This window comes from Dactylosporangium sp. CA-139114, from assembly GCF_050955725.1.
In the GTDB taxonomy this organism is placed as follows: Bacteria; Actinomycetota; Actinomycetes; order Mycobacteriales; family Micromonosporaceae; genus Dactylosporangium.
In genome coordinates this window covers 2,969,805-2,995,999 of record NZ_CP192080.1, presented here as the reverse complement: position 1 = coordinate 2,995,999, position 26,195 = coordinate 2,969,805, and the positions used below count along the sequence as shown (strand labels likewise).

The following is a 26,195-nucleotide window of genomic DNA, read 5'->3' as shown; positions in this document are numbered from 1 at the left end:
CGTACGGTAACCAACTGTTCAACGACAGCGTTCGCCGATCCCCGGATCCCGGGGTAGCGTCGGCTCCCATGGCGACCTTGCAGGGCACCCGCACGGCCGCCGACCACGACGCGGTCATCGCCGAGATCGAGCAGGCCGAGGGCTACATCGCATCGATCTGCTTCAAGACCGGGCCACCCGCGGCGGTCGGTGTCGAACTCGAGTTCACCGTTCACCAACGCGACGATCCGGCCGCGGCGCTGGATCCCGCCCGGCTCTGCCAGGCCCTCGGCGATCACGCACCGCCGACCCTGCGGGCCGACTCCCCGGCGCTCCCGCTGCGCAGCGGCGGCAGCGTCACCCTCGAACCCGGCGGTCAGGTGGAGATCTCCAGCCGGCCGCACAGCTCCCTGATCGAGCTCCACACGGCCGTCAGCGCCGATATCGAGCAGCTCACCGCCCTGCTGGACCGGGTCGGCCTGGTCCTGGGCGACACCGGCGCCGATCCGCACCGCGCCCCGCGGCGGATGCTCTCCACCCCGCGGTACGACGCGATGGAGGCGGCCTTCGACCGTCACGGCATGTCCGGAAAAATCATGATGTGCTCGACGGCGGGCCTGCAGGTCTGCCTCGACCCGGGCCCAGCGCCCGAGCTCCCCGCGCGCTGGGCCGCGGTGCACGCGCTCGGACCCCCGCTCCTGGCCCTGTTCGCGAACTCGGCGCGCTTCGCGGGCGCGGAGACCGGCTGGGCCTCGGCGCGGCAGCGGGCCTGGCGGGGCATCGACCCGTCCCGGACCCGGGCCGTGGCCACCGACGGGCAGCCGTCGGCCGGCTGGGCCCGATACGCGCTGGCCGCCAAGCTGCTGTGCGTCCGGCGGCCCGACGGGGACTGGGACACCCCTTCCGGGGTGACGTTCGCGGACTGGATCCGCGGCGCACTGGACACGAGGCCGACGTACGCGGACCTCGACTACCACCTCAGCACGCTCTTCCCGCCGGTGCGCCCGCGCGGGTACCTGGAGATCCGCTACCTCGACACCCAGCCCGGGCGCGCCTGGTTCGCGCCCGCGGCGCTGCTGCACGCCCTGCTCGCCGACCCGGCCACCGTCTCGCGGGTCCTGCAGCTGTGCGCGCCGGCCGCCGGGCGCTGGGTGGAGGCGGCCCGCGACGGGATGGCCGACCCGGTGCTCGCCCGGGCCGCCCGAGCCGTGCGCGAGCTCGCCCTGGCGCGGCTGGACCTGCCGCCGCACCTGACCGAAGCCGTGCTCGAAGGGAGTACTCGCAATGGCTGACCTGCGCGATCGCGTCGCCCGGGAGCTCGAGCGGACCCGGGCCCGCTCCGCCGGGCTGACCGAGGCGGTCGACGACGGCGACCTGGTGCGCCAGCACTCGCCGCTCATGTCGCCGCTGGTGTGGGACCTGGCGCACATCGGCAACCAGGAGGAGCTGTGGCTGGTGCGCGATGTCGGCGGCCGGGAGCCGGTGCGGGCCGACATCGACCACCTCTACGACGCCTTCAAGCACGCCCGCAAGGACCGGCCCGCGCTGCCGCTGCTCGGGCCGAAGGAGGCGCGGGCCTACGTGACGACCGTGCGCGACAAGGCGCTCGACGTGCTCGAGCGCGTACGCCTGGAGGGAAGACGGCTGACCGAGGACGCCTTCGCCTTCGGGATGATCGTGCAGCACGAGCAGCAGCACGACGAGACCATGCTCGCCACGCACCAGCTGCGCCGCGGCGACCCCGTGCTCGGCGCGCCGCCCCCGCCGGAGTCCACCGTGGACGTGCGCGGCGAGGTGCTGGTGCCGGGCGGGCCGTTCACCATGGGCACCTCGACCGAGGCGTGGGCGCTGGACAACGAGCGGCCCGCGCACACCGTCGACGTGCCCGCGTTCTGGATCGACCGGGGGCCGGTCACCAACGGGCAGTACGCCGCGTTCCTGGACGAGACCGCGGCGAACCCCCCGCTGCACTGGAGCCGCGACCCGGGCGGGTGGCTGGCGACCGCGTTCGGGCGGACCGCGCCGATCGTCCCCGACGCGCCGGTCGTGCACGTGTCCTTCCTGGAGGCGCGGGCCTACGCGGCGTGGGCGGGCCGGCGGCTGCCGACCGAGGCCGAGTGGGAGAAGGCGGCGCGGTGGGACCCCGTGAGCGGGCGTTCGCGGCGGTACCCCTGGGGCGACGAGGATCCCGGCCCGCAGCACGCGAACCTGGGCCAGCGCCACCTCGCCCCGGCGCCGGTGGGCGCCTACCCGGCGGGCGCCTCGCCGCTGGGCGTGCACCAGCTCATCGGCGACGTGTGGGAGTGGGTCGACAGCGACTTCACCGCCTACCCGGGCTTCAGCGCGTTCCCCTACCGCGAGTACTCCGAGGTGTTCTTCGGCCCCGAGTACAAGGTGCTGCGCGGCGGCTCCTTCGGCACCGACGCCGCCGCGTGCCGGGGCACGTTCCGCAACTGGGACTACCCGATCCGCCGGCAGATCTTCAGCGGCTTGCGCACCGCCCGCGACGCCACGCCCTCGGAGCTCGGCTAGTGTGCCGGCACCTGGCCTACCTCGGCCCGCCGATCCCGCTGTCGGATCTGCTGTTCACGCCGCCGCACTCCCTGGCCCGCCAGTCGTGGGCGCCCCTGGACATGCGCGGCGGCGGCACCATCAACGCCGACGGGTTCGGCGTCGGCTGGCGGCAGGGCTCCGGCTTCGTGCGGTACCGCCGCGACGCTCCACTGTGGACCGATGCCGGGCTGCCCGCGCTGGCCGCCGCGACCCGCTCCACGGCGGTGCTCGCGGCGGTCCGCTCGGCGACGGTCGGCATGCCGGTCACCGAGACGGCCGCCGCGCCGTTCGCCGAGGACCGCTGGCTGTTCTCGCACAACGGCAAGGTGGCCGGCTGGCCGGACAGCGTGACGGCCCTCGCCGCCGAGCTGCCCGTCCGCGACCTGATCACCCTGGACGCCCCGACCGACAGCGCCCTGGTGTGGGCCCTGGTCCGGGCCCGCCTGCGCGACGGCGCCGCCCCGGACACGGCCCTGGCCGGGGTCGTCGCGGACGTGTCGGCGGCCGCCCCCGGCTCCCGCCTCAACCTCCTGCTCACCGACGGCGAGACGATCGCCGCCACGACCGCCGGGCACTCCCTGTCGTTTCTGTCCACCGCGGAGGGGGCCGTGCTCGTCGCCTCCGAACCCCTCTCCCCCGACCCCGCCTGGACTGCCGTCCCCGACCTGTCCCTGCTCGTCGCGGCCCCGCCGGCCGTGACGGTCATCGCGCTGGAAGGTGCTCTCACGTGACACTGCCGGACGCTGACCTCGAAGTCCACCTGACCGACGCCGACCTCGCCGCGGGCCTGCGGGAGGACGCCCGCCGCGGGCTCACCGCGAACCCGAAGTGGCTGCCCCCGAAGTACTTCTACGACGCCCGCGGCAGCGAGCTGTTCGAGGAGATCACGCGGCTGCCCGAGTACTACCCGACGCGCGCCGAGCGCGAGATCCTGACCACCCGCGCGGGGGCGATCGCCCGGCTCACCGGGGCCAAGACGCTCATCGAGCTCGGCTCCGGCTCGTCGGAGAAGACCCGCCTGCTGCTCGACGCCCTGCGCCAGCACGGCACGCTCGGCTCGTTCACCCCGCTGGACGTCTCCGGCGCGGCCCTGCGCCACGCCCTGACCGACCTGCGCCGCGACTACCCGGACCTGCATCTGCACGGCATCGTCGCCGACTTCGTGCACCACCTGGAGGTCCTGCCCGAGGCCGGCACCCGGCTGGTCGCGTTCCTGGGCGGCACGATCGGCAACTTCACCCCGGCCGAGCGCGCCCCGTTCCTGGCCGCCCTGCGCGCTCGCCTGGCCCCGGGCGAGTTCCTGCTGCTCGGCGCCGACCTGGTGAAGGACCCGGCGGTCCTGGTTCCCGCCTACGACGACACCGCCGGCGTGACGGCCGAGTTCAACCGCAACGTGCTGCACGTGCTCAACCGCGAGCTGGCCGCGAACTTCGAGCCGGACGCGTTCGCCCACGTCGCCGTGTGGGACGACGAACGCGAATGGATCGAGATGCGCCTGCGGGCCCTCGCACCCATGCGCGTACGACTCGACGCCTTGGACCTGGAGATCGCCTTCGCGGCGGGCGAGGAACTGCGCACCGAGGTGTCCGCGAAGTTCCGGCGCGAGGGCCTGACCGGGGAGCTGGCGGCGGCGGGGTTCGCGGTGCGCGATTGGTGGACGGACCGGGCGGGCCGCTTCGCCCTGACCCTGGCCGCGGCCGTCCAGGACTGATCCGAGATTTCCGCTTCGCCGGCAGTCACTGACGGCGACCGGATGTCGTGGTTCCGGCGCCGCGTCAGGGCGGGGACCGGCGGATCTCACCCCGTCGCCGCCCGGCATACGAGAACCGAGAGCATGAACACCATGCGCAACCAATCGGCCGGCCCGGCCCGTTGACGCCAGACCTTGTTTCGCGGCCGGGTCAGCGGGTCTCGGCCGCCCGCAACCGGAGTCGCTTCGCGGCCGCCGCGGCGTTGCGGCGCTGGCGCTCGGCGTCGGCCGCCAGCGCCGCGGCGCCGCTCTCGGTCAACCGGTAGTAGCGCCGGTGCCGGCCGTCGACGACCTCCGAGCCCTCCGGGGCCACGAGACCCTCGGCCGTGAGGCGGTCCAGGGCGGCGTAGAGCGTGCCGGCCGGAAGCACCACCCGGCCTCCGGAGAGCTCGGTGACCTCCTGGATCACGGCGTAGCCGTGCATGGGCCGCACCGTGAGCGCGGTCAGGATCAGGAAGGTCGGCTCCCGCATCGGGGTCATGCCGATCTTTATACGGCCTTTTGCCCCGATCAGGTCGCCCGGTGCCGGGCCCTCGTGCCGGCCGGGCTCGGCAGTTCGCGAATACGCGGGCCGGGCTGCCGCGGAATGTGACCGGTCGGCTCCGCCGCGTGCGCACCCCGCCCCCGCCGGCCGTCAGCACCCCACTGACCGTCCGCCGCGTCCGCCGCGCCCCACTGACCGTCCGCCGCAGGCGCGCCCCACGGGTCGGCCGCCGCAGGCGCGCCCCACGGGTCGGCCGCCGCGGGCGCGTACGCGGGCTCGGTGCCGAAGACCGCCCGCGCGTAGACCGGCTCGGACGCCGGGTAGCTCGCGTGCACCGCGGCGTACGCCGCCGGCGGGTGCATCTGGTAGGAGCCGGTGCCGCCGAGCTGCCGGGCGGCCGGGTGAGGCCGCATCCCCGGGCGGGGACCCGGACGGGTGACGACGAACCGGACGGTGCCGATCGCGCCCCGCACCAGCAGCACGGCCGGGGCCAGCAGGACGAGCGCGTTGACGGGGACGAACCCGCCGAACATCATCACCTGCGCCGCCCAGGCCGCCATCGCGGTGCCGAGGATGAGGCAGACCACGCGGTACAGCGCGGTGTTGCCCGGCAGGAAGGCCGCCCCGAACACGGCGAGACCGCCGATGAGGTGCGCCATGAGCATCAGCTCCCCGCGGGTGCCGCCGAACTGCAACAGGGTCTCGCCCACCGAAGTTCCTCCATGACCGTCTCGCAACCGACCTGCAACCACGGTAGGCGAGCAACCGTGCGCGCTCTGTCATGTGATCGGCCGGGGCCGCTGCCGGACGGGGGGACGGACGGGTTGCGACCCGTCGGAAATCTGTCCGGCGACACACACCGGCGAGGGGTGTGCGTCGTGGCGAGATCCTTCGGGTACACAATGGTGCATGACCGCCGCGCCCCCCGTCGTCGCCGACCGTTACCGTCTTCTCGAGCCCCTGGGTGCCGGTGGCATGGGGCGGGTGTGGCGCGCCCGGGACGAGACCCTCCATCGCGATGTCGCGGTCAAACAGATCGTCCTGCCCCCCGAGCTGCTCGACAGCGCCCGGGACGTGGCCATGGAGCGCACGCTGCGCGAGGCGCGGGCGGCGGCGCGGCTGAGCCATCCCAACGTGGTGCGGGTCTACGACGTGCTCGCGGCCGAGGGGCAGCCGTGGCTCGTCATGGAATACGTGCGGTCGCGCTCGCTGGACCAGGTCATGCGCGAGGACGGGCCGCTGCCGGTGCGCCGGGTCGCCGAGATCGGCCTCGCCGTGCTCGACGCGCTGCGCGCCGCCCACCGGGCCGGGGTCGACCACCGCGACATCAAGCCCGGCAACGTGCTGCTGGCCGAGGACGGCCGGGTGGTGCTCACCGACTTCGGCATCGCCCGCGTCGAGGGCGAGGGCCACGTCACGCGCACCGGCCTCGTGCTCGGCTCGCCCGAGTTCATCGCGCCCGAGCGCGCCCGCGAGGGCATCGCCGGCCCGGCGGGCGATCTGTGGTCGCTGGGCGCGACCCTGTACGCCGCCGTCGAGGGCCGCTCCCCGTTCGGCCGCGGCTCCGCGATGGAGACGCTGACCGCGCTCGCGTCCGAGGAGGCCGACCCGCCGCAGCGCGCGGGTGCCCTCGCCCCGGCGCTGCGCGCCCTGCTGCGCAAGGACCCCAAGGCCCGCGCGGACTTCGCCCAGACCGACGAGCTGCTGCGGCGGGCGCTGCTGCCCGAGACGGCGAAGAAGAAACGCTCGTGGCTCAGCGGCTGGGGCCGCACCGAGGCCCCGACGCCCGCGGTGCCCGCCCAGCGCACGCCGCAGGCCCGTCCCGAGCGCCTCGTCCGCCCGATCCCCCCGTCCGCCGCGGCCGCCCCGTCCGCCGCGGCCGCTGCTGCCGCCCCCGTCGCCGCGCCGCCCACCACGCCCGTGGCGCGCGGGAGCGCCGTTGTGCCACCGCCGGCGGAAGAGGCGCCCTCGACCAGGTCCGGCGTGATCGAAGGTCCGGTCTTCGGCGCGGCCACCGCGGAAGAGCTCGACCCGGACCTCGAGGCCCCGGCCGCCGAGCCGGAACCGGCGCCCGAGCCGGAGCCTGTCGCGGAGGCCGAGCCGGAGCCTGTCGCGGAGGCCGAGCCGGAGCCCGCACCGGTCCCGGAGGCCGCGCCCGAACCGGAGCCGGAGCCCGAACCGGTCGCGGTGGCCGCGCCCGAGCCGGAACCGGAGCCCGCACCAGTCGCGGTGGCCGCGCCCGAGCCGGAACCGCAGCCCGAACCGGAGCCGGAGCGCGAGCCCGCACCGGTCGCCGCGCCGCCGACGCGTGTCGAGCAGGCCGCGCCCCGCGCCGCCGGGGTGGCCGCCGTCGTGGCGCCGCCGGGATCCGGATCGCCGAAGCGGCGCACCGGTCTGCTCGTCGGCGGCGTCGCCGCGGCGGTCGTGGTGGCGCTGCTGGTCTGGCTGGCCGTGAAGACCGACGACGGCGCCCCGGACAACCAGGGCACCGGGGCCACGCAGACCACCGGCGCGGCGGCCGCGCCCGTCCCCAGCGCGCCGGGCTCCTCGGCGGCGGCCGAGGGCGGCGGCCAGGGCAGCTCCGCGCCCGCGGGGAACACGGGGAACACGGGGAACCCGACCACCCCGGCGGCGGAGCCGCCGGCCGGCACGGCCTCGGGCAAGCTCCCGCCGCTGCCGCCGGGCTGGATCGACTACCACGACCCGACGGGCTTCTCGGTCTACGTCCCCCAGGGCTGGAACAAGTCCATCGACGGCACGATGGTCTACTTCCGCGGCAACAACCGCACGCTCGGCATCGACCAGACCGGCAAGCCCAACATGGACCCCGTCGCCGACTGGACGCAGCAGGAGAAGGAGCGCGGCGGCAGCTACTACAAGAACTACTCGCGGGTCGGCATCAGGCCGGTGGAGCACTACTTCGTGGTCGCCGCCGACTGGGAGTTCACCTACGGCAACAAGCAGCACGTGAACAACCGCGGCGTGGTGACGTCGGACCACCAGGCCTACGGCATCTGGTGGTCGACCGCCGACAGCGACTGGGCCAACGCCCGCGGCGACCTGGACATCGTGTTCGCGAGCTTCCGGCCGAAGCCGTGAGCGCCTGGGCCGACGGCGAGGGCGACCTGCTGCGGCTGCCGTCCGGGCGCGTGATCCGCGGGCGGGGGCTGCGGCACGGGCCGCCGGCCGCCGCGCCCGACTTCGGCCTGTACCTGCTGGGCCGCCGGCCCCCCGCGGTCGCCTGGGACGCGGCCTGGGTGCGCTGGCCCGACTTCCGGCTGCCGTCGGACCGGGCGGCGGCCGCGACGGCGTTCGCCGAGGCGCTGCGGCGGGCGGAGCACGAGCGGGTGGAGGTGGCCTGCGGCGGCGGGCGGGGGCGCACGGGCACGGCCCTGGCCTGCATCGCGATCCTCGACGGCGTGGCGGCGGACGAGGCCGTGGCCTACGTCCGCCGGCACTACCACCCCCACGCGGTGGAGACGCCGTGGCAGAAGCGCTACGTGCGGGCGTTCAGTTCGCGGCCTTGAGCGGGGCCGCCACGGCGCCGGGGCCGGACGCGTCCCCGGCGAAGCGTGCCGGGGCGGCCGCACCACGCCGGGTCGAGGGACGGGCCGCGGCCGCCGTGGCCGCGCGACCCGGCATCGACCCCGTCGCTATGCGGGCGGCGGCGGCACGGGGGCTGGTCGCCGGGCGATCGGCGTGAACAGGGCCGCGAGCGCGGTCACCGTGACGGCGGCACCCGCGACGCCGAGCGTCGGCGACACCCCGAAGTGCTTCGCGGCGAACGTGAGCGCCGCGTCGCCGGCCGGGGCGAGCACGAGCTGCAGCGTCCAGAACGCCGCCGTGACCCGGCCGAGCAGGTGGCCCGGGGTCACCTCCTGGCGCAGCGAGACCGAAGAGATGCCCGCGACCCCGGTGCACAGCGTCACCGTGGCCGTGAGCACGGCAATGAGGGGCACGTCCGCGGCCAGGCCGATCCCGGCCACGACCAGCCCGCACAGGCAGAACGCGCCGATCCAGGTGGCGCCGAAGCCGGCCCGGCGGCGCAGCGGGGCGACCACGGCGGAGGCGAGCGTGCTGCCGAGCACCCCGGCGGTCAGCACCAGGCCGATCACCGCGTCCGGCTGCCCGAGGCCGCTCATGAGGTGGTAGACGATCACGTCGTTGAGGCTCGACGTGAAGAAGATCAGCACCGCGAGGAGCACGGTCAGCGGCAGCATCACCGGGTGGCGGCGGATGAACCGCACGCCCGCGCCGAGGCCGCGCTCGGTGCCCTCGGTGCCGGGGCCGCGCAGGTTGACCAGGACCAGCCCGGCGGCGGACAGCGCGAAGGAGATCGCGTCGAGGCCGATCGCGTAGACCGGGCCCGCGACCTGCGAGACGAGGCCGGCGACGGCGGGGCCGGCCAGGTACGCGACCGAGTACGCCCCGTAGAGCAGCCCGTTGGCCTCGGCGATCCGGTCCGCGGGCACCAGCGCGGGCACCACGGCGACGTAGGTGACCTGGAAGATCATCGAGAACACCGCGGCGGACGGCAGCACGACGTACAACACCCACGGCTGCGGCCCGGCCAGCCAGGCGAGCGGGACGGCCCCGAGGAGCACGAACCGGGCCAGGTCGCACCGGCGCAGCACGCGGCGCCGGTCGAAGCGGTCGGCGATCACGCCGGCGAAGACGCCGGTGAGCAGGGTGGCCACGGCCGACAGCGCGCGGATCCAGCCGAGGTCGGTGATCGACACCGAGCCCGTGCGCATGAGCAGCGGAACGGCGGCGAACGTGCACGCGTCGCCGAACGCGGAGAGCGTCTGCACCCCGACGAAGACCGCGAAGTCGCGGCTGCGCCAGAGCGCGCTCACGACCGCAGGAGCCGGAGGATCACGTGGCGCGGGAGGTCGATCAGGCGGGCGTCGAGGTACTCCGGGCGGCCCACGAGCTCCGCCGCGCGATCCTGGGCGGCGGCCCGGGTCAGACCCGGGTCGGCCCGCATCAGCGCGTCGCGCAGCACGTTGCCGATCTTGCCGTGGACGTGCGTGAGCAGCCGGCCGGCGACGCCCTCGGCCGGGCGCAGCACCGCCTCCACGGTCGCCTGCCTCGGGCCGGGGGTGCTGCGGCGCAGACGCAGGTCCCACTTGGCCCCGACCAGCTCGCGCAGCGCGGCCTGGGCGGCCTCGTCGCGCAGGTCGGGGTGGTTGTTCGCGGCGAGCAGCGTGACCCGCGGGACGTTGAGCGCGAGCAGCACCCGGGCCATCCACGGGCCGGGGTCGCCGGCGAGGTCGACGGTGAGCTCGTCGGCCTTGAGCGGACCGCCGCCGAGAATGCGGGCCGGGCCCCGGGCGGCCGCGCCCTCGAGGGACTGCTCGCCGTGGGTGTAGATGTTGGCCGAGCCGGCGAGCTTGTCGAGGCGGCGGTCGAGGATCTGCCAGGTGTGCGGGGTCGGGCGGCAGACGTAGAGGTCGCTGGCGCTGCCGACGGCCTGGGCGCCGTGGTACCGGTTGAACCCGGGCAGCATCGCCTCGATCGCGAGGTCGAGGTCGAGCACGGCCCGCTGGACCTTGAGGCCGAGGGCGGGGGTCAGGGGGCTGAAGCCGTACGCCATCACGAGGCGCCCGTTCGTGCGGTCCCGCAGCGCCTGCGCGCCGCGGCCGAGGAACAGCTGCACGCCCTCGGGCGTGTAGGGCGGGTCGGTGAAGATGACGTCCGCGGTGCCCACGAGCGCCGGCGGGAGCCCGAAGCGCAGGTCGGCGTGGTAGCAGGCGATCCCCGCGCCCTGCCCGTCGATGTAGGCCAGCAGCCGCTCGTCGACGTCGACGACGACGATCTCGGTGTCCGGCAGGGCCTGGCGGGCCGCGAGCGAGGTGAGGTCGTGGTCGCCGACGCACACCAGGCGGGCGCCGGCCAGGTCGTAGGTCTCGGCGAGCCAGCGTGCGCGGCGGCGGGCCGTCTCCTCGGTGGCGGAGACGTGGTCGAGGGCCTGGTCGGGCCGGGGCGCGCCGGCGATCAGGGCGCCCAGGCCCCCGACCTCGGGCACCGTGTCCAGGCCGGCGAGGTCGAAGCGCTCGCCGTACGACTCCCGGATCGACGGCTCCAACATCACCCGTCCGTGGTCCTCGCGCAGGTCCGGGCCGGCCGCGCGCAGGAGCGCCTCGACGGTGCGGCGCGGCACGGCGTGGTCGCGGACGAGGTCCTCGAGGGTGGCCGGCGCGAGCGTGAGCGCCCGGATCAGCTCCCGCAGCCGGCGCCCCGCGATCCCGGATGCCGAGACGAGGGCGGCCACCGCATCGATCGGCTCGGGCTCCACCGGGGCACCCTACCATCGCGAATCTCAGGGGTTGACAGTTAAAAGTTAACGGGGAGTAGCGGTTCGCGGCGCCCGGGGTCTACGGAGCGCAAGATTTCCTGCATGTTTCGAGGCCCGAAGTACAGGGTGGGGGCGAGGGTGCCGGTAGGCCATCGACCCTTGTCCAAATCTTCGAATGTGTGTGATCGTCCTCGCATCGCTGCAAGTCGATGTCGACGGCGGGCCTCCGTACGGCGCGCACACCGGCCCTCAGACGCTTCGACGCGCGCGTGACCTCCATTGGTTCCGGCCCCTCCCGTCACACATTCCCCGGTGGGTTCGGGTCGTTGCTGAAAGAAGGCACCCTTGAAGCTCTCCCCACGGTTCGCTACAGCGGCCGGAGTGTTCGCGGTCGGGCTGGTCACAGCCGGCACGGCCGCGGCCGTGCAAGCCACGAACGCCTCTGCCTCCACGGACGCCGTCGAGGTGTCCAACGCCGTCGCCGCCCAGTCGGTCGACTCGTTCGTCAAGAGCAAGCCGAGCGTGATCCAGCCGAGCTCCGACGACGCCTACGTGCAGAAGTCGGTCACGGCCTCGGGCAACGCCAAGTACATCGCGTACGAACGGACCTACAAGGGCCTGAAGGTGACGGGCGGTGACTTCGTCGTCGTCACGGACAAGTCCGGCGCGACGCAGTACACCTCGGTCTCCCAGACCAAGGCGATCGGCAACCTCTCGACGACCCCGTCGATCACCTCGGCGGCCGCCGAGTCCGTCGCCAAGGCCCAGCTCAAGACGGTCAAGAACGTCGAGGGCACCAACCTCGTCGTGTACACGCTCGACGGGGCGGCCAAGCTCGCGTACGAGACCACGGTGTCGGGCACCGGCGCCGAGGGTGCCAGCCGTCTCACCGTCGACGTCGACGCGGCTACCGGCGCGGTGCTCAACACCACCGAGCACGTCATGGCGGGCACCGGCACCGGCTGGATCAACGGCTCGGTGTCGATCAACACCACGCAGTCGGGCAGCACGTACAGCATGAAGGACCCGAACTACACCAACGTCTCCTGTCAGGACGCGGCGAACAACACCACGTTCTCCGGCAGCGACGACGTGTGGGGCAACGGGACCGGCACCAACCGCGAGACCGGCTGCGTCGACGCCCTGTACGTCGCGCAGAAGGAGCTGTCGATGCTGTCCACGTGGCTGGGCCGCAACGGCTTCAACGGCTCGGGCGGCGGCTGGCCGATCCGCGTCGGCCTGAACGACCAGAACGCGTACTACGACGGCACCCAGATCCAGATCGGCAAGAACACCGCCGGGCAGTGGATCTCCTCCGCCGACGTCGTGGGTCACGAGGCCGGGCACGGCATCGACGACACCACCCCGGGTGGCATCTCCAAGAGCGGCACCCAGGAGTTCGTCGCGGACACGTTCGGCGCGGCCACCGAGTGGTTCGCGAACAACCCGAACGACCCGCCGGACTACCTGGTGGGCGAGGAGATCAACCTGGTCGGCAGCGGCCCGATCCGCAACATGTACAACCCGTCGGCCGTCGGCGACTCGAACTGCTACTCCAGCAGCACGCCCGGCTCGGAGGTCCACGCGGCCGCCGGCCCCGGCAACCACTGGTTCTACCTGATGGCCCAGGGCTCCGCCGGTAACGGCCAGCCCGCCAGCCCGACCTGCAACGGCTCGACCGTCAGCAACCCGCTGGGCATCCAGAACGCCATCAAGGTCATGTACAACGCGATGCTGATGAAGACCTCGTCGTCTTCGTACCTGAAGTACCGCACCTGGACGCTGACCGCGGCCAAGAACCTGTTCCCGGGCAGCTGCACCCAGTTCAACACGGTCAAGGCCGCGTGGGACGCGGTGTCCGTGCCGGCGCAGTCGGGCGACCCGACCTGCACCGGTGGCACCACGCCGCCGCCCACCACAAGCAGCCCGACCGGCGGCCCGACCACCACGCCGCCGACCGGCACCTGCTCCGGCCAGAAGCTGCTCAACCCCGGCTTCGAGTCCGGCGCGACGTCGTGGACCGGCACCACCGGCAGCATCGGCCAGTGGGCCAGCTCGGGCCAGGCCGCCCACGGCGGCACGTACAGCGCCTGGCTGGACGGTTACGGCTCGACCCACACCGAGGCGATCCAGCAGTCGGTGACCGTCCCGTCCGGGTGTAGGGCGACCCTGTCGTTCTACGTCCACATCGACTCGGCCGAGACGACCACCACGACCCAGTACGACAAGCTGACCATCTCGGCCGGCTCGACGACCCTGGGCACGCTGTCGAACCTCAACAAGGCCTCCGGGTACCAGCTGAAGAGCTACACCTTCACCGGTACCGGCGCGGCGGTCGCCATCACGTTCAGCGGCACCGAGGACTCCTCGCTGCAGACCTCGTTCGTCATCGACGACACGGCCGTCACGCTGGGCTAGCACCTGCTCGTCGGAGGGCCCGGGCCGCGCGTCGCCCGGGCCCTTCCGCTGTCTACACCGTGATGGCGATGCCGATCACCGGTGGCCGCTCGAGGCGCAGCACGCGTGCCACACCGGCGCCGGGACCGGGGTGCCGTCCTTGCGATACGTGGTCAGGCGGACGTACCCGGCCCGCTCGATCGCCCGCGCTGCGTCGGCATTCATGGTGCAAGTGTGCCGTCCGTTCGGCCGGACTTCGCGCGTCGGGCTCGCAGCCGCCGTCTCCGGCCCCGTACGCTCGTCGCGTCCCAGGTCATCACGGTGGAGGAGGTCCGCGATCCTCCAGTTCCGCATCCTCGGGCCGCTCGAGGTCGACAACGGCGCCGGACCGATCGACACGGGCACGCCGAAGCAGCGCGCCGTGCTGGCCATGCTCGCCACCCAGCCCGGCCGGATCGTCTCCGTGCAGCGGCTCATCGACGAGCTGTGGGCCGACGAGCCGCCGGAGCGGGCGATCGCGTCGCTGCAGGCCTACGTCTCGCGCCTGCGCCGCGCGCTGGAGCCCGGCCGCACCGCCCGGGACCGCTCGGCGGTGCTGGTCAGCCGGGCGCCCGGCTACGTGCTGCAGGTCCCGCCCGAGTCCGTCGACGCCGCCCGGTTCGCCGCCGCCGTCGAGCAGGGCGGCGACCCCGCCGTCGTCGTCAAGACGCTGACCGGGGCGCTGGAGCTGTGGCGGGGCGACCCGCTGCCGGAGCTCGGCGAGTCGTCGCTGGCCCGGGTCGAGCGGGGCCGGCTGCAGGAGCTGCGGCTGACCGCGATCGAACGGCACTCGGAGGCCCTGCTCGCCCTCGGCCGCGCCTCCGAGGTGGTGTACCGCACGGAGACCGCCCTCGCCGAGGCGCCCTACCGCGAACGGCTCTGGGGCCAGCTCATGCTCGCGCTGTACCGCAGCGGGCGGCAGGCCGACGCGATGGCCGCCTTCACCCGCGCACGCCAGGGGCTGGCCGAGGAGCTGGGCATCGAGCCGGGCCCGGCCCTGCAGCAGCTCGCCCAGGAGATCCTGCGCCAGGCCCCGAACCTCGACGCACCGGCGGCCGGGGCGGTTGCGGGCCCCGTGGCCGCGATCTCCGATCCGCACGACACCTCGGCATCCGCGCCGGACGCCGCCTTCGCCGGACCCGACGACCGCGACGAGCTCGTCGGGCGCGACGCCGAGCTGCGCACCGTGGACCGGCTCCTCGCCGAGGCCGCCGCGGGCCACGGCCGGCTCCTGCTCGTCTCCGGCAGCCCCGGCATCGGCAAGTCCGCCCTGCTGCGCGAGCTCGCCGCCCGCGCCCGGGGACTCGTCGGCTGCGGCACCGGCGTCGACGGCGAGGCGCCGCCGGTGTTCCTGCCCTGGGCCCAGATCCTGCGCGGCATCGCGTCCGGCCGGCGCGCGGCGACGGCCCTGGCCGAGGCGTTCGCGCCCTACGGCAACCTCCCCGCCGTGCTCGACCCGACCCTCGGCGACGTGCTGCCGATGCCCGCCGCCGAGCGGATCGCCGACCCGGAGATGGCCCGCTCCCGGCTGCTGCAGGGCATCGTCGACGGCCTCGTCCGTCTCGCCGGGTCCGCGCCGCTGGTCATCGTCCTCGACGACGCGCACTGGCTCGACGCGCCCTCGACCGTGCTGCTCACCATGTTCGCCAAGGCGCTGCGCGGGGCCCGGGTGCTGCTCGCCGTCGGGTACCGCGAGGCCGAGCTCGCCCCCGGCGCGCCCCTCGCCGGCGTGCTCGCCGAGCTCGTCGCCGGCCCCGCCGCGGTCCGGATGCCGCTGGACGGCCTCGGCCCGGACGGCATCGCCGCGCTCGCGCGCTCGGTCACCGGCCGCGACGTGCCCGCCGAGACCGTGGCGATGCTGGCCGACCGCACCGGCGGCAACCCGTTCTTCGTGGTCGAGCTGCTGCGCGTGTTCGTCGCCGAGCACACCCTGTCGCCCGAGCACGTGCCGGTCCGGGTCCAGGAGGTGGTCCGCCGCCGCCTCGCCAAGCTCCCCGGGCAGGTCAACGCGGTGCTCGCGGTCGCCGCCGTGCTCGGGCGCGAGGTGGCCGTGCCGGTGCTGCGCGACGTCGTGCAGATCGACGAGCTGGCGCTGTTCGACACCCTCGACACGGCCGTGGTCGCCGGGCTGCTGACCGCCACCGACGACCCCGGCCTGCTGCGCTTCTCCCACGATCTCGTGCGCCAGACCGCCTACCAGGACCAGGGCCCGCTGCGCCGCGCCCGGCTGCACGCCCGGGCCGCCCAGGCGCTGCGCGACACCGGGCTCGGCACCGCCGCCCAGCTCGCCGGGCACCTGCGGGCCGCACTGCCGGTGCTCTCGCCGTTCGACGTCGTGCCGGCCCTGGCCTCGGCCGCCCGCGAGGCCTACGAGCGCACCGCCCACGAGCAGGCCGACGAGCTGCTCGGCGAGGGCCTGGAGCTGCTGCGCCGGGCCCCGGCGGGCGAGCGCCGCGACGTCGCCGAGCTCGACCTGCGCATCCGGCTCGCGTACATGCGCCAGGCCCGCGACGGCTACCTGGCGCCGGTCGCCGCGGAGCAGTACGCCGCGATGGAGCCGCTGCTGCTGCGCCTGCGTGGGCGGCCGGTGCTCGACGTGCTGCCGGCGCTGTGGGGGTACGCCTCCTTCCACACCGCCGCCGGGGACGTGGGGCGGGCCGTGTCGGTCGCCCGGGCCCCCGCGCACGGGCCCGGCGACCCGTGGGCCGCGGTCGTCGCCGAGGTCCACGAGGGCCACGCCGCGCTCACCGTGCCGGACCTGCCGAAGGCGCACGGGCACTTCGAGACCGCGCTCGCCGCGCTGCCCGGCGGGGAGCTGCCGGTGTTCCCGATCGTGAACTGGGACCCGGTGATCGGCGCCCTCGCCCCGGCCGCGATCGCGTGCGGGCTGCTCGGCGACGACGCCTCGGCCCAGGCCCACCTGCGGGCCGCCCGGGCGCGGGCGGGGCGGGTCGGCGAGCTGTTCCTGGACATGTACGTCGCGCACTTCACCGCGGTCGTGGCCGCCGACCGCGACGATCCCGAAGCCGCCGCGGCCGCCGCCCGCGACACCCTCGGGCTGGCGGAGCGGGGCGGGCACCGGGAGTACCGCAGCCTCGCCGCGCTGGTGCTGGGCTGGGCGGAGGTGCGCACCGGCGACCCGGCCGGGCTCGCGCGCATGGCCGCCGCGCGCGCGGACCTCGGCGACGCGATGCGCCGCTTCGGGCGCCTCGAGGGCCTCTACGCCGACGCGCTGCTCGCCCTCGACCGGCGCGACGAGGCCGCCGCGGTCGCGACCGCCGCGCTGGAGGCCGGCCTGCCGGGGCAGAGCGCCTTCGCCGAGCCGGACCTGCTGCGCCTGCGCTCGCTGGCGACCGGCGACCCGTCATGGGCCGCCGCGGCGGTGCGGCGGGCCGGGGAGCTGCACCACGCCCACGCGCTCGCCCGCGCTCAGCGCAGCGTGCGCTCGTAGCAGACGGAGAGCTCGCAGCCCTCGTAGACGCCGAAGCGCGGGATCTGGCGGTACCCCTCCCGCTCGTAGAAACGCCGCGCGTCGGGCTGCTCGGTGCCGGTCTCCAGGCGCAGCAGCGGCCAGCCCCGGGCCGCCGCGCGCTCCTCCAGGGCGCGCAGCAGGGCCGTGGCCACGCCCGTGCCCCGCGCGTGCGGCGTCACGAACATCCGCTTGATCTCGGCGCTGTGCTCGTCCAGCTGCCGCAGCGCGCCGCAGCCCACGGGCTCCTGGTCGTCCAGCGCGACGAGGAAGACGTCGACGTCGTCCGCGCTCGGGGCCTCGCCGGGTTCGTGGTCCTCGCCGCCGTACCGCTCGGCAAGCTCCGCGACCTGCGCGGCCCGGAGCCGGACGCCGGCCGGGTCATCCCACGCTCGCTCCTCGATGATCACGGGTGGAGCATAATCTCCACCCGGGGTTCCACCCGTGGGTGGCGGCTTGCGGCGACGGCGATCAATACCGTGCTCGTCATGAACACGACCACGCTGCTCGTCGCCGCCGCCGTCATCGTCCTGCTCATGGTCCGCCGCTACGTCGGGGAGCCGCTGGAGGCCCGCCGGCTGATCCTCCCGCCGGTGCTGCTGATCATCGCCGGCGGGTACAGCCTCGCGCGGATCGACCTCGCGAACACGGCCCACCACCCGGTCCTCGACGGCGCGGTGCTCGGCCTCGGCGCGCTCGTCGCGGTCGCGGGCGGCATCGTGCGCGGCCTCACCGTGAAGGTCTTCGTGCAGCAGGGACACGTGTGGTACCGCTACACGCTCGTCACCATCGCCGTGTGGCTCGGCCTCGTGGTGCTGCGGCTCGGCCAGACCTTCGCCGGCCACGCGCTCGGCGCCGACCAGGCGGTGCTGAGCGCCGGGCTGCTGCTGGTGCTCGGCCTGAGCTTCCTCGGCGAGGCCGCGATCGTCGGCCGGCGCGCGATCGCCACCGGCGCCCCGTTCGCCCCGAAGGGCTCCCGGCGCGTCGCCCGCAACGGCGGCGTCATCGGCGGGAACTGAGCATGAAGGCGATGGCGCAGACTGGGGCTGTGCTCGAGTTCGTGACCGAACGCCGCATGGCGCGGTACCGCCGGCTGCGCTCGCTGATCATGCTGCTCCTCGTGATCGTCGCCATGATGCGGGACGACCCCCGGCCCGGGCTCTCCGGCCGGGGCGTGGCCCTGTCGGCCGGCATCGCGATCGGGGCGGCGGCGTGGATCGCGATGACGCTGCGCCTCGGGGCACCGCGCCTGCAGCAGTACAGCATCGTGGTGTGCATGGCCGCGGGCGTCGAGCTGACGCTGGCCCGGCCCGGCGGCTTCGGCGCCGCGTTCTGCCTGGCCGCCGTGACGATCGCGAGCACGTCGCTGCCCCTGCCCCGCGCCGCCGTGCTGACCGGCATCGGCGCCGTGCTGCTGGCCGCCGCCCACGCCATCGCCGGCTCCCCGCTCGAGTCGATCGTCATCTGGGCCGGCGGGATGCTGCTGCTGCTCCTGCTGGGCACGGTCCGCCGCGAACGCGAGGCCCGCGCGGCGCAGCACGAGCTGCTGGCCGGCGAGCAGGCGAAGGCGGCCGCGCTGGCCGAGCGCGCCCGGCTGGCCCGCGAGATCCACGACGTGCTGGCACACTCGCTCTCCGCCCTGTCGCTGCAGCTGGAGACGGCGGCGGCTGGAGCGGGACCGGGCGGCGGAGGCCGCGGCGATCGTCGACCGCGCGGGCCGCCTGGCGCGCGACGGCCTGACGGAGACCCGGCGCGCGGTGAGCGCGCTGCGCGGCGACCCGGTCCCGCTGCCGGAGCTGCTGCGGGAGCTCACCGCCGAGTCCGGCCTCACGCTGGTCGGCGAGGCCCGGGAGCTGAGCGCGGAGACGGGGCTGGCGTTGTACCGCAGCGCGCAGGAGGCCCTCACGAACGTCCGCAAGCACGCGCCGGGCAGCGCCGTGCAGGTGCGGCTGGAGTACCGCCCGTCCGAGGTCCGGCTCACCGTGCGCAACCACGGCCCCGCGGGCCCGCCGACGACGGGCCTGTCGCCGGGCTACGGCCTGACGGGCCTGCGCGAGCGCGCCGAGCTGGCGGGCGGCACGTTCGAGGCCGGGCCGTCGGGTGACGGCTGGCTCGTGGATGTGAAGATGCCCGGATGAGCATCCGCGTTGTCGTGGCCGACGACCAGACGGCCGTGCGGGAGGGCCTGGCCCTGATGCTGAGCCTCCTGGACGACGTGGAGGTCGTCGGCGAGGCCGCGGACGGCGAGGCGGCCCTGGGCCTGGTGGCCGAGCACGGCCCCGACGTCGTGCTGATGGACCTGCGCATGCCGCGCATGGACGGCGTGGCGGCGACGGGGCAGATCCGCGCCCGGTTTCCCGAGACGCGCGTGGTGGTCCTGACGACGTTCGCCGACGAGGACCACATCCTGTCGGCCCTGCGGGCGGGCGCCCTGGGCTACCTGACGAAGGACGCGGGCCGGGTGCAGATCGCCCAGGCGGTCCGCGCGGCGGCGGCGGGCCAGTCGGTCCTGGACCCCCAGGTGCAGCAGCGCCTCCTGGCCGCCGCCGTGCAGGGCTCGCCGGCCCCCGCGCCCGCCGCCACCGCCGACGACGGCCTGACGGCCCGCGAGCGCGAGGTGCTGAGCCTGATCGCGACCGGCCTGTCCAACCGGGAGATCGCCGAACGCCTCTACGTGACCGAGGTGACCGTGAAGTCGCACATCAACCGCCTGTTCGCCAAGATCGGCGTCCGCGACCGGGCCCAGGCGGTCCGCTATGCCTACGAGCACGGCCTGGCATCGTAGGTTCACACCACGTGACGGATCCATGATCCAATTTTTTCGGATCGGGTAAACTAGGGTTTGTAAGAGGAGCCGCGCCCGCCTCTCCTGTCCGCTGCTCTGCTGGCCGCGTCGGGGAGCCGCTTCAGTGCAGCAGGTTGAGGAGCCGCTCGGCTTGCCGGTCGAGGCTCCCGGGCGGATTACGACGTTCGGCGCGGCCGCCGGGACGGAGCATGTGCAGCCAGAAGATGGCGTAGAGCCGGCGAGCGTCGCGCAGCCGGTCACCGTCGAGGTCGAACATGGCCAGGAACCCGGTCCAGTCAGCGCGCCGGGCTGAGAGGTGTTCGACCAGGTCGGCCAGCTCGAACTCGGGGTCGGACCGTCCGGCGTCCTCGAAGTCGACGATCCGGATCCGCTGCCCGTCCCACAGGTAGTTGGCGAGGTTCGGGTCGGCGTGGCCCAGCACCGTGCTGCCGGCGGGGCCGAGCCGAAGCCCGGCCAAGAAGGACCGGGCCGCGTGGGCGGCCTCGCCCGCCGGGCCCGGCAGGTCCAGGCCAGCCATGCGCTGCGTCATCACCGCGTGGATCGCGGCGGGGTGATCACGGCGCACGGGCAGGTCGGCGCACGGCACCGACCACAACTGGCGCAGGGACGCGGCCAACGCGGCTTGCTGATCGGCGTCCAGGCCGCCGGTCAGCGCGGCGCCGGGCAGCAAGCCCATGGTGACGGTGGGCGGGGCGGCGTCCAGGTCCGCTTCGAGCGGCTCGGGCACCAGGTCGGGATATCGGGCCTGCACCCGGCGCAGCACGGACCACTCCCGGAGGTGTTCCCCGCGCGACCACGACACGTACCGCTTGATCAGCCGGTCCCCGTCGACGAGCAGGTGGTGCGTCTGCGACACCCGTCAAATCTAGGCCGCATGCGTGCGTGAACTTGGGCGGCCTCCCCGCGATCACGGCTTGCGCCGGCTGGCGCCCTGGTCAACTTGCTCGGGATTGTCGCCTTGGTGCCACAACGACGCAGGCGACGGTGATGTGCCCGGGATGTACGCCGGCCAGGACCCGGGCCGGGTGGTGTGGGGGCGGCCACCGGCCCAACCGCGACACCCGGCTCCGCCCAACACGACCGTGCGAGCTGGAAGCGAGTTCGAGCGCTGTTGGTTTTCAGGGTCGGCCCCGTGTCGCCGAGTTTGGACGCCGCTGCTGGGGACCGCTTGCGAGCGAGAGCCGGCAGCGGCGGCGAACCGGCTATTGAGGTCAGTCGGTGGCGGTCCATCCGAGGCTGTTGCACTCCGGGCAGTGCATGAACGGCCCGGTCCGCCACGGCGAGATCCCCTCCTGGCCGAGCGTCACCCGGCCGTGGCCGCCGCATTGGTCGCAGGTAATCGCGGTCTGCGGCCTCGAAGGTCTCAGGTGCGCAAGTTCCGGATACCGCTCGGCGGCCCGAGCCAGCGCAAAGTCCCGATCGGCCGGATCGGCCGGCCGCAACGGGCCGCCCTCTTCATCGTTCCGGACGACCCTGACAACATCGCGGCCGCAGTCAAATACATGGCGGGTCCCCAGAGGTTGAACACCGGGAGGTGCCCTGGAAGCCAGTCACGCGACTGTGCCGCCTCCCTGATCAGCCGGTCGATCAGCTCGGCATCCGTCATGCGCGCCTCCTAGGCCTTCGCGACCAGTCGCTCGAGCGCGGCGCCGGCCGAGCCGCCCTCGGCGAACCGGAAGCCCGTCCCGGCCCAGAGGTTGACCCGCTCGGCGTCGCCGGCCTGCGCGGCCGCCCGCCGCAGCGGCGCGGTGAGGTAGTGGACCGCGGGATAGCCCGACGGCGCCGACGCATGGTGCCGCTCGACGAACCCGTTGCGCAACGCCCTCGCCGGCCGCCCGCTGAACGCCCGCGTGAGCACCGTGTCCACAGTGGACCACATGCCGGCCCCGACGAGCCCGCCGTCGTCCGCCTCGGCCGTGGGGGCCAGGGCGGGCTCCTCGCCCGCCGCGGCCCGGCCGGCGCGCTCCGCCGCCTCGGCCAGGGCCGCCTTGTGCACGGCCGAGGCGCCGCTCTCGTCCGTGCGTAGCAGCGCGGTGCCCACCATCACGGCCTGCGCGCCCGCCTCCAGCGCCGCCGTCACGTCGTCGGCCGTGCCCACGCCGCCCGCCGCGATCACCGGCAGGCCGACCACGCCGAGCACCGCGCGGACCAGGTCCGGCAGCGGTACGTCCCGCGGGAGCACCGCCGGCGTGAAGGTGCCCGAGTGCGCCCCGGCGGCCGAGGACTGCACGATCAGGCCGTCGACGCCCAGCTCGGCCGCGGCGCGAGCCTCCATTGTGGACGTCACGGTCTGCAGGACCACGGTGCCGGCCCGGCGCAGGGCGGCCACCGTCGCGGCGTCAGGCAGCGCGAACGTGCAGGAGACCACGGGCACCGGGCGGGCCAGCAGCAGGTCGATCTTGGCCGGCCAGTCGTCGTCGTGCTCGACGATCGGTGCGTCGGTCAGGTTCAGGCCGTACGCGTCCGCCTCCGGCTGCAGGCGCCTGGCGTATGCCCGGAACTCCGCCGGGTCCACCGGAACCGGGTTCGGGGCGAAGACGTTCACGCCGAACCGGCCCTCCACCCGGTCCAGCTGGGCGGCCAGGTCGGCCGCCGTGCGGTAGCCCGCGGCCAGGAAGCCCAGGGAGCCGGCGCGGGCGGCCGCCGTCACCAGATCCGGGGTCGTCGGGCCGCCGGCCATGGGAGCGGCCAGCACGGGCAGGGACACACCGAGCAGCGACGTCATGCACCGATCATCCCCCACCGGCGCGCGATCAGCCCTGGTTCAGCGCGTCCTGGACCGAGGTCTCGCGCCGGCCCAGGAAGACCGGGTCGCGGCCGGACAGCACGTCCCACGCGGCCTTGTCCGCCGCGCCGTACTCGCGCACCGACGCCTGCGCCCACGGCAGCCGGAACCGCCGCATCGTCGTGTCACCCACGCCCGAGGCGTCGAGGCCCACGTGGCGGCACAGGGCGATCGCGCGCTCCAGGTGGAAGGCCTGCGTGACGATGATCATCTTGTCGACGCCGAAGACGCGCCGGGCCCGGCTGCAGGAGTCGTACGTGTCGAAGCCCGCGTGATCCTCGATGATCCGCCCCGCGGGCACGCCGCGGGCGTTGAGCCACAGCCACATGCTGCCCGGCTCGTCGTAGCCCCAGTCCATGTGGTCGCCGGAGACCAGGATCGCCTGGACCTTGCCGGCCGCGTACAGCTGCCGCGCCAGCTCCAGCCGCGCCTGCAGGAACGGCGACGGGGACCCGTCGTCGTACACCTGTGCCCCCAGCACCATGACCACGGGCGCCGGCGGCACCGAGGCGACGTCGAAGACGTGCCCCTGCGCCTGCAGCCGCAGCCACATGCTGCTCTCGGCCGTGATGAGGCCGCCGACGATCGCCGCCGCGACCCCCAGCCGCACCGCCCGGTCAAGCCAGGCCCGCCACCTCACGCGCATCGGCAGATCCTCTCTCCTGCGACGTCAAGCCGGGATGAAGTGGGCGCCCGCCCGCTGCATCGCGGCGGCCAGCTCGGCCTCGGTGATGCACTCCTCGTGCGTGCCGGGGGCGCCGCACGCGAAGGCGCCCGAGACCGCGCCGGCCAGGGCGCACTCCGGCAGGGGCCGGCCCCGCAGCCAGCGGCTCATGAAGGCGGTGCTGTAGGCGTCGCCGGCGCCGTTGGAGTCGACGACCGGGCGCTCCGGGCGGGCCACCGGGAAGCGCAGGACGGACGGCCCCGAGCACTCGGCGAGCACCCGGGAGCCCGCCTCGCCCTCGGTGGCGACCACGACCGAGGCCCGGCCCTCGGCGAGGATGCGGCGCATGACGTCGTCGATGCGGTCGGGTACCGCCGCCGAAGAGAGGAACACCAGGTCCGCCTCGCTGGCCATCGGCCACGCCCAGTCCGCCTCGCCGTCCCAGGCGTGGACGTCCGTCGAGGTCGAGATGCCGAGCTCCCGGGCGGCGGCCCAGACGGCGGGCGTGCGCTGGGTGGCCACGTGCACGTGCGCGGCGCGCTCGACGAGGGGCAGGTAGAAGTCCTCCGGGAAGAGGTACCCGTCCGGGTGACGCCCGTCGAAGAAGGAGAACCGGCGGCCGGCCGCGTCGACGAGGTTCACGCTGCGCGGGGTGCCGTTCGGCGCCGGGGCCGACACGAAGTCGAGTCCCACGGCGCTGTAGCGGGCCCGGATGAGGGCGCCCTGCTCGTCCTCGCCGAGCAGATCGGCGAAGCGGGTGCGCAGCCCCAGCGCGTGGAACCCGAGCGCGACGCCGTTGCCCGAATGGGCGACGTAGTCGCGGATCGGCGGCACCGGCAGGTTGTCGCCGGCTGGGAGGGCGAGCTCGGGCACGCGGACGATCGTGTCGATCCCGGCTCCCCCGAGCACCAGTACGTCGAAGTCCACCATCGGGGCAGCATAGACGGCGGAATTGGACATCGAGGGGCATGATAGAGACATGGCCGGCGCGGGGGACGACGGGAATGGCCGGGAGTCGGCGCGGCCGCTGGTGTCGATCCTCGTCGCGCTGTTCACCGGCGCGGGCATCGCGTTGCAGCAGCTGTCGACGGGGCAGCCGGCGTCGTTCGCGCGCTGGGCGATGCTCATCGGCGGCTCGATCATCGGCGGCCTCGGCGGCCTGTTCGCCGCGGGCCTGTTCGAGTCGCTGCTGCACTGGTCCGGCGACGTCCTGCAGAAGGCGCGCACGCTGCTGCGGCCCCGGGTGCTCGCCTTCGTCGGCGGGCTGTGCCTCACCGCGCTGGCGGCCGGGTACGTCGTGCCGCCCACGCTCGACTTCGCGAAGCGCTGGTGGCGCGGGTGCGAGCGGCCCGCCGCGGTGCGGGTGCTGACCTCGCCGGAGCAGCTGGATGCCGTGCGCGGGCTCGCCGACGCCTACGAGTCGGCCACGGCCGCGGCGAACCACGGGTGCCCGACCGCCGAGCTGTACGTGTACGCGGCCCGCCCCGACGACGCCCGCGACGCCGTCGGCAGCGGCTGGACCAACGACGCGCTGCGGCAGATCGGCCCGCGGCCCGACGTGTGGCTGCCCGACTCCACCGCCGACGTCGACGCGGCCCGGGACGCGGCCGCGCGCTTCGCGGTGCCGGTGCCGATCGCCGGGGAGCGGGTCATCGCCGCCTCCCCCGTGGTGCTCGGTGTGCCCGCGGCCGCGCTGCCCGACGACCTCGCCCAGCGGCGCGAGGAGCTGACCTGGAAGCAGTTGTGGGGCGAGGTCGAGCGGCGCGACTGGGACGTGCTGCGGCCCGACCCGGGCGTCTCGGGCGCGGGGGCGCTGGCCACGACCGTGCTGTACGACCGGACGCGCGCGGACGCCCCGGCCGCCCGCGCGATCGAGCAGCGCATCGAGCGCTCCCTGGACGCGGGCGGCTTCCCGCTCGGCGACAGCACCGAGCTGCTGTGCCGCAAGCGCGCCGGCGACCCGCACAAGGCCGCGGTGCTCACCACCGAGCAGGCGCTGGTCCGGTTCAACCAGGGCCTCGGCTGCGGCCTCGGCGAGGGGCCGCCCGCCGCCGAGCAGACCCTCGTGGCCTTCTACCCCGCCGACACGCTCGGCGCCGATCACCCGCTCGTGCGCCTCGGCTGGGACACCACCGCGGCCGCGGCCACGGCCGCGGTCAAGGATCTCGACGGCTGGCTGGGCCGCGACGAGGGCAAGCGGGCCCTGGTCCGCGCGGCGCTGCGGCCGCCGCCCCTGTTCGACGTCGCCGATCCGCTCACGGACCGCTTCGGCGCGCACGCCGGGGTCGTCTTCGAGCGCCGCCCGCCGTCCCCCGACACCGTCCGGACGACGCGGCAACGGTACTCCCAGGCCCGGCGCCCCGGCCGCATCCTGCTCGCCCTGGACGTCTCGGGCTCGATGCAGACCCTGGCCGACGGCCGCCGGACGCGCCTGCAGGTGGCCTCGGCCGGCGTCGGGCGCGCCCTGGAGCTGATGAGCGGCCGCGACGAGTTCGGGCTGCGGGTGTTCCCGGCCGACGGGCGCGGCACCGGCGTGCGCGACATCGTGCCGCTGGGCCGGGCCGACGTGGCGGTCGCGGGCGTACCGCGCGCGAAGGCCGCCGTCGACGGCCTCGCCCAGGTCCGGGCGGCGGGCGGCACCCCGCTGCTGCAGACGATCGAGGACGGCGTGGACACCGCGGCGAAGGGCCTCGGCGAGCAGATCGCGGGCCTGGTGGTGCTGACCGACGGCAACGACACCGGCGGCCTGGACCCGGCGAGCGTGGACGCCGTCGTGCGCGGCAAGGGCGTGCGCGTGTTCGTGATCGCGATCGGCGAGGCGAGCTGCGGCGCGTTCGGGCTGCGCGACATCACCGCACACTCCGGCGGCGCCTGCTACGACGCCTCGACCGGCTCGATCGGCGACGTCCTGCGTGACCTGTTCGGCCTGCTCTGGGGAGGCGAGTCTGCCGATGGCGGCTGAAGGATCCAC

The 26,195-nt window shown here is 74.8% G+C and carries 24 protein-coding genes and 1 pseudogene; 13 read left to right on the top strand and 12 right to left on the bottom strand.

Going from position 1 to position 26,195, the window contains the following annotated elements; translation table 11 throughout:
* Nucleotides 1-68 precede the first annotated feature (68 nt).
* From egtA to egtD, 4 genes are read left to right on the top strand one after another with little or no spacing between them, the layout of a single operon-like run.
* Nucleotides 69-1,271 (top strand): ergothioneine biosynthesis glutamate--cysteine ligase EgtA, encoded by a 1,203-nt coding sequence (gene egtA / locus ACQP2P_RS13530; RefSeq protein ID WP_433616047.1) that lies wholly within the window; start codon nucleotides 69-71, stop codon nucleotides 1,269-1,271.
* On the top strand, nucleotides 1,264-2,511 hold the full coding sequence (egtB, locus tag ACQP2P_RS13525) for an ergothioneine biosynthesis protein EgtB (RefSeq protein WP_433616045.1): 1,248 nt from the start codon (nucleotides 1,264-1,266) through the stop codon (nucleotides 2,509-2,511). Before egtA ends, egtB begins: the two co-directional genes overlap by 8 nt.
* Nucleotides 2,511-3,263: an ergothioneine biosynthesis protein EgtC gene (gene egtC / locus ACQP2P_RS13520; protein ID WP_433616043.1), complete on the top strand. Its 753-nt coding sequence runs from the start codon at nucleotides 2,511-2,513 to the stop codon at nucleotides 3,261-3,263. Before egtB ends, egtC begins: the two co-directional genes overlap by 1 nt.
* A gap of 2 nt (nucleotides 3,264-3,265) precedes the next feature.
* Nucleotides 3,266-4,243: an L-histidine N(alpha)-methyltransferase gene (egtD, locus tag ACQP2P_RS13515; protein WP_433619130.1), complete on the top strand. Its 978-nt coding sequence runs from the start codon at nucleotides 3,266-3,268 to the stop codon at nucleotides 4,241-4,243.
* A gap of 190 nt (nucleotides 4,244-4,433) precedes the next feature.
* Here egtD and ACQP2P_RS13510 read toward each other — a convergent pair whose 3' ends face one another.
* Both ACQP2P_RS13510 and ACQP2P_RS13505 read right to left on the bottom strand, forming a co-directional pair.
* On the bottom strand, nucleotides 4,434-4,763 hold the full coding sequence (locus ACQP2P_RS13510; protein WP_433616041.1) for a PadR family transcriptional regulator: 330 nt from the start codon (nucleotides 4,761-4,763) through the stop codon (nucleotides 4,434-4,436).
* Nucleotides 4,764-4,792: 29 nt separating this feature from the next.
* Nucleotides 4,793-5,476, bottom strand: coding sequence for a hypothetical protein (locus ACQP2P_RS13505; protein ID WP_433616040.1), 684 nt, complete (start codon nucleotides 5,474-5,476; stop codon nucleotides 4,793-4,795).
* 199 nt (nucleotides 5,477-5,675) lie between these two features.
* On the opposite strand from ACQP2P_RS13505, the gene ACQP2P_RS13500 reads away from it, so the two are divergent.
* Entirely contained in the window at nucleotides 5,676-7,865 is a 2,190-nt protein-coding gene (locus ACQP2P_RS13500; RefSeq protein WP_433616038.1) for a protein kinase domain-containing protein, read from the top strand.
* Nucleotides 7,862-8,293, top strand: coding sequence for a protein-tyrosine phosphatase family protein (locus ACQP2P_RS13495; RefSeq protein ID WP_433616036.1), 432 nt, complete (start codon nucleotides 7,862-7,864; stop codon nucleotides 8,291-8,293). The genes ACQP2P_RS13500 and ACQP2P_RS13495 overlap by 4 nt, the downstream gene beginning before the upstream one ends.
* 126 nt (nucleotides 8,294-8,419) lie before the next feature.
* On the opposite strand, the gene ACQP2P_RS13490 is transcribed toward ACQP2P_RS13495, so the two are convergent.
* Both ACQP2P_RS13490 and ACQP2P_RS13485 read right to left on the bottom strand, forming a co-directional pair.
* The gene (locus tag ACQP2P_RS13490; protein WP_433616034.1) at nucleotides 8,420-9,622 is read right to left on the bottom strand and encodes an MFS transporter; all 1,203 of its coding nucleotides are present in this window, start codon (nucleotides 9,620-9,622) and stop codon (nucleotides 8,420-8,422) included.
* On the bottom strand, nucleotides 9,619-11,064 hold the full coding sequence (locus ACQP2P_RS13485; protein ID WP_433616032.1) for a bis-aminopropyl spermidine synthase family protein: 1,446 nt from the start codon (nucleotides 11,062-11,064) through the stop codon (nucleotides 9,619-9,621). The genes ACQP2P_RS13490 and ACQP2P_RS13485 overlap by 4 nt, the downstream gene beginning before the upstream one ends.
* 345 nt (nucleotides 11,065-11,409) lie before the next feature.
* On the opposite strand from ACQP2P_RS13485, the gene ACQP2P_RS13480 reads away from it, so the two are divergent.
* Nucleotides 11,410-13,482: a M4 family metallopeptidase gene (locus ACQP2P_RS13480; protein WP_433616030.1), complete on the top strand. Its 2,073-nt coding sequence runs from the start codon at nucleotides 11,410-11,412 to the stop codon at nucleotides 13,480-13,482.
* Nucleotides 13,483-13,557: 75 nt separating this feature from the next.
* Here ACQP2P_RS13480 and ACQP2P_RS13475 read toward each other — a convergent pair whose 3' ends face one another.
* Nucleotides 13,558-13,686: a hypothetical protein gene (locus ACQP2P_RS13475; protein WP_433616029.1), complete on the bottom strand. Its 129-nt coding sequence runs from the start codon at nucleotides 13,684-13,686 to the stop codon at nucleotides 13,558-13,560.
* Nucleotides 13,687-13,891: 205 nt separating this feature from the next.
* Here ACQP2P_RS13475 and ACQP2P_RS13470 point away from each other — a divergent pair, with 205 nt between their 5' ends.
* Complete coding sequence (locus ACQP2P_RS13470) at nucleotides 13,892-16,951, top strand: BTAD domain-containing putative transcriptional regulator (RefSeq protein WP_433619128.1); 3,060 nt, start codon at nucleotides 13,892-13,894, stop codon at nucleotides 16,949-16,951.
* On the opposite strand, the gene ACQP2P_RS13465 is transcribed toward ACQP2P_RS13470, so the two are convergent.
* Nucleotides 16,930-17,379, bottom strand: a complete 450-nt coding sequence (locus ACQP2P_RS13465; RefSeq protein WP_433616027.1) for a GNAT family N-acetyltransferase — start codon at nucleotides 17,377-17,379, stop codon at nucleotides 16,930-16,932. The two genes, ACQP2P_RS13470 and ACQP2P_RS13465, sit on opposite strands and share 22 nt — an antisense overlap.
* 78 nt (nucleotides 17,380-17,457) lie before the next feature.
* On the opposite strand from ACQP2P_RS13465, the gene ACQP2P_RS13460 reads away from it, so the two are divergent.
* Nucleotides 17,458-17,988, top strand: a complete 531-nt coding sequence (locus ACQP2P_RS13460) for a hypothetical protein (protein WP_433616026.1) — start codon at nucleotides 17,458-17,460, stop codon at nucleotides 17,986-17,988.
* Here the strand turns inward: ACQP2P_RS13460 and ACQP2P_RS13455 are convergent.
* Nucleotides 17,972-18,433, bottom strand: a complete 462-nt coding sequence (locus ACQP2P_RS13455) for a hypothetical protein (protein ID WP_433616024.1) — start codon at nucleotides 18,431-18,433, stop codon at nucleotides 17,972-17,974. The two genes, ACQP2P_RS13460 and ACQP2P_RS13455, sit on opposite strands and share 17 nt — an antisense overlap.
* A gap of 13 nt (nucleotides 18,434-18,446) precedes the next feature.
* On the opposite strand from ACQP2P_RS13455, the pseudogene ACQP2P_RS13450 reads away from it, so the two are divergent.
* The 3 genes and pseudogenes from ACQP2P_RS13450 to ACQP2P_RS13440 form a co-directional block, all read left to right on the top strand.
* Nucleotides 18,447-18,599, top strand: a pseudogene (locus ACQP2P_RS13450) (sensor histidine kinase); the annotation flags it as partial.
* A gap of 127 nt (nucleotides 18,600-18,726) precedes the next feature.
* The gene (locus ACQP2P_RS13445) at nucleotides 18,727-19,107 is read left to right on the top strand and encodes a sensor histidine kinase (protein ID WP_433616023.1); all 381 of its coding nucleotides are present in this window, start codon (nucleotides 18,727-18,729) and stop codon (nucleotides 19,105-19,107) included.
* Nucleotides 19,104-19,754, top strand: a complete 651-nt coding sequence (locus tag ACQP2P_RS13440; RefSeq protein WP_433616022.1) for a response regulator — start codon at nucleotides 19,104-19,106, stop codon at nucleotides 19,752-19,754. Before ACQP2P_RS13445 ends, ACQP2P_RS13440 begins: the two co-directional genes overlap by 4 nt.
* Nucleotides 19,755-19,875: 121 nt before the next feature.
* Here the strand turns inward: ACQP2P_RS13440 and ACQP2P_RS13435 are convergent, their stop codons facing one another.
* The 5 genes from ACQP2P_RS13435 to ACQP2P_RS13415 form a co-directional block, all read right to left on the bottom strand.
* Nucleotides 19,876-20,631: a phosphotransferase gene (locus tag ACQP2P_RS13435; protein ID WP_433616020.1), complete on the bottom strand. Its 756-nt coding sequence runs from the start codon at nucleotides 20,629-20,631 to the stop codon at nucleotides 19,876-19,878.
* A gap of 507 nt (nucleotides 20,632-21,138) precedes the next feature.
* Nucleotides 21,139-21,381 carry a hypothetical protein gene (locus ACQP2P_RS13430; RefSeq protein ID WP_433616018.1) on the bottom strand — a complete coding sequence of 81 codons (243 nt, stop codon included), beginning with the start codon at nucleotides 21,379-21,381 and terminating at the stop codon, nucleotides 21,139-21,141.
* Nucleotides 21,382-21,390: 9 nt separating this feature from the next.
* A complete protein-coding gene (locus ACQP2P_RS13425) occupies nucleotides 21,391-22,500 on the bottom strand; it encodes a nitronate monooxygenase (protein WP_433616017.1) in 1,110 nt (369 codons plus the stop codon).
* Nucleotides 22,501-22,528: 28 nt separating this feature from the next.
* Nucleotides 22,529-23,206, bottom strand: a complete 678-nt coding sequence (locus ACQP2P_RS13420) for a SanA/YdcF family protein (RefSeq protein ID WP_433616015.1) — start codon at nucleotides 23,204-23,206, stop codon at nucleotides 22,529-22,531.
* Nucleotides 23,207-23,230: 24 nt separating this feature from the next.
* The gene (locus ACQP2P_RS13415) at nucleotides 23,231-24,154 is read right to left on the bottom strand and encodes a carbohydrate kinase family protein (protein ID WP_433616013.1); all 924 of its coding nucleotides are present in this window, start codon (nucleotides 24,152-24,154) and stop codon (nucleotides 23,231-23,233) included.
* 49 nt (nucleotides 24,155-24,203) lie between these two features.
* On the opposite strand from ACQP2P_RS13415, the gene ACQP2P_RS13410 reads away from it, so the two are divergent.
* Entirely contained in the window at nucleotides 24,204-26,186 is a 1,983-nt protein-coding gene (locus ACQP2P_RS13410; RefSeq protein ID WP_433616011.1) for a vWA domain-containing protein, read from the top strand.
* Nucleotides 26,187-26,195 lie beyond the last annotated feature (9 nt).

What these genes read in the sequence shown, in the direction of transcription:
- egtA (WP_433616047.1), top strand. Translation starts at nt 69, where the DNA reads ATGGCGACCTTGCAGGGCACCCGCACGGCCGCCGACCACGACGCGGTC.
- egtB (WP_433616045.1), top strand. Translation starts at nt 1,264, where the DNA reads ATGGCTGACCTGCGCGATCGCGTCGCCCGGGAGCTCGAGCGGACCCGG.
- ACQP2P_RS13510 (WP_433616041.1), bottom strand. Translation starts at nt 4,763, where the DNA reads ATGACCCCGATGCGGGAGCCGACCTTCCTGATCCTGACCGCGCTCACG.
- ACQP2P_RS13500 (WP_433616038.1), top strand. Translation starts at nt 5,676, where the DNA reads ATGACCGCCGCGCCCCCCGTCGTCGCCGACCGTTACCGTCTTCTCGAG.
- ACQP2P_RS13475 (WP_433616029.1), bottom strand. Translation starts at nt 13,686, where the DNA reads ATGAATGCCGACGCAGCGCGGGCGATCGAGCGGGCCGGGTACGTCCGC.
- ACQP2P_RS13470 (WP_433619128.1), top strand. Translation starts at nt 13,892, where the DNA reads ATGCTCGCCACCCAGCCCGGCCGGATCGTCTCCGTGCAGCGGCTCATC.
- ACQP2P_RS13460 (WP_433616026.1), top strand. Translation starts at nt 17,458, where the DNA reads ATGAACACGACCACGCTGCTCGTCGCCGCCGCCGTCATCGTCCTGCTC.
- ACQP2P_RS13455 (WP_433616024.1), bottom strand. Translation starts at nt 18,433, where the DNA reads ATGACGATCGACTCGAGCGGGGAGCCGGCGATGGCGTGGGCGGCGGCC.
- ACQP2P_RS13440 (WP_433616022.1), top strand. Translation starts at nt 19,104, where the DNA reads ATGAGCATCCGCGTTGTCGTGGCCGACGACCAGACGGCCGTGCGGGAG.
- ACQP2P_RS13430 (WP_433616018.1), bottom strand. Translation starts at nt 21,381, where the DNA reads ATGACGGATGCCGAGCTGATCGACCGGCTGATCAGGGAGGCGGCACAG.
- ACQP2P_RS13425 (WP_433616017.1), bottom strand. Translation starts at nt 22,500, where the DNA reads ATGACGTCGCTGCTCGGTGTGTCCCTGCCCGTGCTGGCCGCTCCCATG.
- ACQP2P_RS13420 (WP_433616015.1), bottom strand. Translation starts at nt 23,206, where the DNA reads ATGCGCGTGAGGTGGCGGGCCTGGCTTGACCGGGCGGTGCGGCTGGGG.
- ACQP2P_RS13415 (WP_433616013.1), bottom strand. Translation starts at nt 24,154, where the DNA reads ATGGTGGACTTCGACGTACTGGTGCTCGGGGGAGCCGGGATCGACACG.
- ACQP2P_RS13410 (WP_433616011.1), top strand. Translation starts at nt 24,204, where the DNA reads ATGGCCGGCGCGGGGGACGACGGGAATGGCCGGGAGTCGGCGCGGCCG.